Consider the following 4,452-nt stretch of genomic DNA (forward strand, 5'->3'; position numbering starts at 1 on the left):
CGCGAGCTCCTTGACCTCACCGGCGACGACCGCGAACCCCTTGCCGGCCTCACCGGCGCGCGCGGCCTCGATCGTCGCGTTCAACGCCAGCAGGTTCGTCTGCTCGGCGATCTGCGTGATGAGCTTGACGACGTTCCCGATCTCCTGGCTCGACTCCCCGAGCCGCTGGACCGTGACACCCGCCTCGTCGGCCGCCGCGGTCGCGGCCTGCGCGACCTTGGCCGCCTCGGCGGCGTTCTGCGCGATCTCCCGGATCGAGGCGCCCATCTGCTCGGCGCCCGCCGACACCGACTGCACGTGCTGGTCGACGTCGCCCGCGGCACCCGCCGCAACCCCTGCCTGCGCGCTCGTCTCCTGTGCGCCCGACGCGACCTGCCGCGACGCGGCGGACAGTTGCTCGGCCGCGGCGGCCACCGTGCCGGACGCCTCGGCGACGCCCGCCATCGTGGTGCGCAGGTTGTGCTGCGCCTCCCCCAGCGCGAGGGCCATGCGCCCGAGCTCGTCGCCGACCACCACCTGCGGGGTCACGGTGAGGTCGCCGCGCGCGAGGGCCTCGATCGAGGCGACCATCGTGCGCACCGACGCGGCGACGCGCCGCATGAGCCCGGTCGTGACGGCGACCGCGACGACCGCGGCGACGACGAACGCGATGCCCAGCGCCAGGATCGTCACCCGGATCTCCGAGGCGGCCCGCGCGAGGATCGCGTCGACACCGGCACGGACCTGCCCCTCGGCGAGCCCGAGCGCGCGCCCGGCCCAGTCGGGGTCGGCGGCCACGTCGGCCGCGACCGCGACCTCGAACCCGGCGGCGTCGCCCGCGTCGACGAGCGGCAGCAGCGTGCTGTCGCGGTACTGCACCCACGCGTCCCAGCGGGTGCGGAAGTCCTTCCACTGCGGGGTGTCGGACAGGTCGTAGCCCTCGACGACCTCGATCCGGGACGCGACGTCCTCGTCGACCCACGCGACGGTCGTCAGGAGCTGGGCACGCGTGGCCGGGTCGGCCTCGACCGCGCGCCGCACGAGCAGGTGGCTGCGCTGCTGCGCGACCTGGATCTCGGCCATCGACGCCTGCAGCTCGTTGGTGAGGTCCGCCATCTCCTCGAGGTGCGCGCCCGCACGCTGCAGCACGAACGCACCCGCACCGCCGACGACCGCGAACGCGAGGCCGACGAAGACGAGCACCGCGACGATCTTGGTGCGCAGCGGCCGGTTCCAGAACCAGCCGCCGTGGGTGGTGCCTGCGTCCCGGGTCATCGTCCGATCTCCTGCGCCGTGTAGTAGCCGCCGTCGACGAGCACGCGTTCGACGTTGTCCCCGGTGACGAGCTGCGGGGTCAGCAGGTACGACGGGACGACGCGCACGCCGTTGTCGTAGGTCGCGGTGTCGTTGACCTCCGGCTGCTCGCCCGCGAGCAGGGCCCGGACCATGCCGACCGTGACCTCGGCGAGCTGGCGCGTGTCCTTGTAGACGGTCGAGAACTGGCCGCCCGACGCGACGAGCCGGGCCGAGTCGACCTCGGCGTCCTGCCCGGTGACGACCGGCTGGGTGGCCTGCGCGGTGGCGGTCGCCTCGAGCACGGCGCGCGAGATGCCGTCGTAGGGCGACAGCACGCCGTCCAGGCGGCGGCCGTCGGCGTAGGACTGCAGGAGGACCGGCATGCGCTTGGCGGCGACCTTCGCGTCCCAGGCCTGCGTCGCGGCCTCCTCGAAGGTCGTCTGGCCCGAGCCGACGACGAGCACGCCGGAGTCGAGGTACGGCTGCAGGACCTGCATCGCACCGTCCCAGAAGAACGTCGCGTTGTTGTCGTCGGGCGAGCCTGCGAACAGCTCGACGAGGAAGGGACCGGCGACGCCCGTGGGCTCGCCGGCCGCGTCGAGGACGCCGAGACCCTGCAGGAGCGACGTGCCCTGGAGGACGCCGACGCGCGCGTTGTCGAACGACGCGTAGTACGCGACGTCGCCCGAGTCGCGGATGAGCCGGTCGTACGCGATCACGGGGACCTCGGCGTCGCCGGCGTCGGCGAGCACGCCCGTGAGGGCGGTGCCGTCGACCGAGCCGACGACGAGCGCGTCGGCCCCCGCGGCGAGCATCGCCTCGAGCTGCTCGACCTGCGCGGCCGGGTCGTTCTCGGCGAACTCGAGCTGCACGTCGTACCCGAGGGACACGAGCTGCGCCTCGAGGTTGTCGGCGTCGTCGATCCACCGGTCGGACGTGGTCGTCGGCATCGCGATCCCGACGAGCGGTCGGTCGTCCGACCCGCCCGTGACGGCACCGCAGCCCGTCATCACCAGCAGCGGCACGACCGCCAGCACGGCCGTGCTGAGTGCTCGTCGCATCCTGTCCCCCTTCATGGGTGCGCCCGGACGGTCCTCCGTGACCGGTCCTCTGCCCCGTCCATCGGCCCCGGGGGCGCACATCTGAGCGCCCCCGGGCTGACAGGTCAGTAGGTGAACGCGGCGACGCGGCGACGCAGGTCGTCCGAGAGCCGGGCGAGCTCGGAGACCGACGCACCCATCTGCCCCAGCGTCGTGGACGCCTCCTGCGCGGAGGACGCGACCCCGGTGATGTTCGCCGCGATCTCCCCCGACCCGGTCGCGGCCTCACCGACCCCGCGGGACATCTCGTTCGTCGTGGCCGTCTGCTCCTCGACCGCCGAGGCGATCGTCAGCTGGTAGTCGTTGATCGAGCGCACGATCCCCTCGATCTGACCGATCGCCGCGACCGCACCCGCGGTGTCGCCCTGGATCGCCTCGACCCGCCGCGCGATGTCCTCGGTCGCCTTCGCCGTCTCCGAGGCCAGCTCCTTGACCTCGCCCGCCACGACCGCGAACCCCTTGCCCGCCTCACCGGCGCGCGCCGCCTCGATGGTCGCGTTGAGCGCCAGCAGGTTCGTCTGCTCGGCGATCGCCGTGATGAGCTTGACGACGTTCCCGATCTCCGCGCTCGACGACCCCAGCCGGTTCACCGTGACCCCCGCCTCGTCCGCCGCCGTCGTGGCCGCCTGCGCGACCTTCGCCGCCTCCGACGCGTTCTGCGCGATCTCCCGGATCGAGGCACCCATCTGCTCCGCCCCCGCAGCCACCGCCTGCACGTTCCTGCTCACCTGCTCCGCCGCAGCCGCCACCACACCCGCCTGCACGCTCGTCTCCTCCGACCCCGACGCCACCTGACCCGACGCCGCCGCCAGCTCCTCCGCCGCAGCCGCCACCGTCCCCGCCGACTCCGCCACCCCCGCGATCACGTCACGCACCGACGCCTGCGCCGTCGTCAACGACGCCGCCATCTCCCCGATCTCGTCACGCGAGTCCACGTGCGCCGGCACCGTCAGGTCACCCTGCGCCATCGCCGCCACCGACCGCTGCACCGCACCGACCCCCCGCAGCACACGACGCGACACCAGCACCGCACCGAGCACGGCACCTGCCGCACCGACCACGATCGCGCCGACGATCATGGCGACGGTCCTCGTCGTCACGGTCGTGGCGTTGTCGTTCGCGGCCTCGGCGAGCGCCTCGACGTCGTCCTGCAGGGTCTGCGTGAGCTGGCCGATCTGGCCGTACAGCGCGATCGCGTCCTTCTGGACGATCGCGTCGCCGGCCTCGAGGTCGTTGGCCTCGTAGTCCGCGACCACCTGGTCGTCGAGCGCGAAGAACTTCTCCCACAGGTCCGCGACCTGCGAGATCGCCTCGCGCTGCGCGGGCTCGAGCACCGCGCCCTGCGCCTCGAGCCCGGTGAGCGAGGTCCGCAGCGCGTCGGCCGACGCGAGGTACTGCCGCCGGGACTCGCTGGTGGGCAGGACCGCGGCGGGCCCGCCGACGCGGTGAGCGTCGCCCGCGTACGCCGACTGCCAGCCGTTGACGTCGCTGTTGTACATGCGCACCTCGCCGACGGCCTGCGTGGCGGCCAGCAGCTCGTCGATGCGCTCGGTGGCGCTGTTGAGCGAGCTGACGCCGACCAGGGCGACGCCGCCCGTGAGCAGCGCGGACGCGACGCCGGCGGCACCCACGGCGAGGATCTTGGCCCGGACGCCGCCGATGCGGGACGTGCGTGCGGTGGAGCTGGACATGGGTGCCTCCGAGGGCGGTACGACGAACGGGTGACGCCCCCTGCGCGTCTGTCCATCGGACGGCCCAAGCCCCGGATGAGGTGCGCGCTGGCATCTCACCCGGGGCGCTCGCGGCGTCTCAGTAGGTGAACGCCCCCACGCGGCGGCGCAGGTCGTCCGAGAGCCGGGCGAGCTCGGAGACCGACGCACCCATCTGCCCCAGCGTCGTGGACGCCTCCTGCGCGGAGGACGCGACCCCGGTGATGTTCGCCGCGATCTCCCCCGACCCGGTCGCGGCCTCACCGACCCCGCGGGACATCTCGTTCGTCGTGGCCGTCTGCTCCTCGACCGCCGAGGCGATCGTCAGCTGGTAGTCGTTGATGCTCGCGATGATCGACCCGATCGAG

3 protein-coding genes and 1 pseudogene are annotated in these 4,452 nt (G+C 73.2%); all 4 read right to left on the reverse strand.

Annotated features, from left to right (window positions below; genetic code table 11):
• Positions 1-1,254, reverse strand: a 1,254-nt coding sequence (locus ATM99_RS19390) for a methyl-accepting chemotaxis protein (RefSeq protein WP_062103402.1), incomplete at its 3' end; no start/stop codon positions are given.
• On the reverse strand, positions 1,251-2,336 hold the full coding sequence (locus ATM99_RS13510) for a sugar-binding protein (protein ID WP_062103403.1): 1,086 nt from the start codon (positions 2,334-2,336) through the stop codon (positions 1,251-1,253). The genes ATM99_RS19390 and ATM99_RS13510, both read right to left, overlap by 4 nt.
• A 104-nt stretch (positions 2,337-2,440) precedes the next feature.
• A complete protein-coding gene (locus tag ATM99_RS13515; protein ID WP_062103404.1) occupies positions 2,441-4,066 on the reverse strand; it encodes a methyl-accepting chemotaxis protein in 1,626 nt (541 codons plus the stop codon).
• A gap of 118 nt (positions 4,067-4,184) precedes the next feature.
• Positions 4,185-4,452, reverse strand: a pseudogene (locus ATM99_RS13520) (methyl-accepting chemotaxis protein); the annotation flags it as partial.

The sequence above is a fragment of the Cellulomonas sp. B6 genome, from assembly GCF_001462455.1.
Taxonomy (GTDB): domain Bacteria; phylum Actinomycetota; class Actinomycetes; order Actinomycetales; family Cellulomonadaceae; genus Cellulomonas.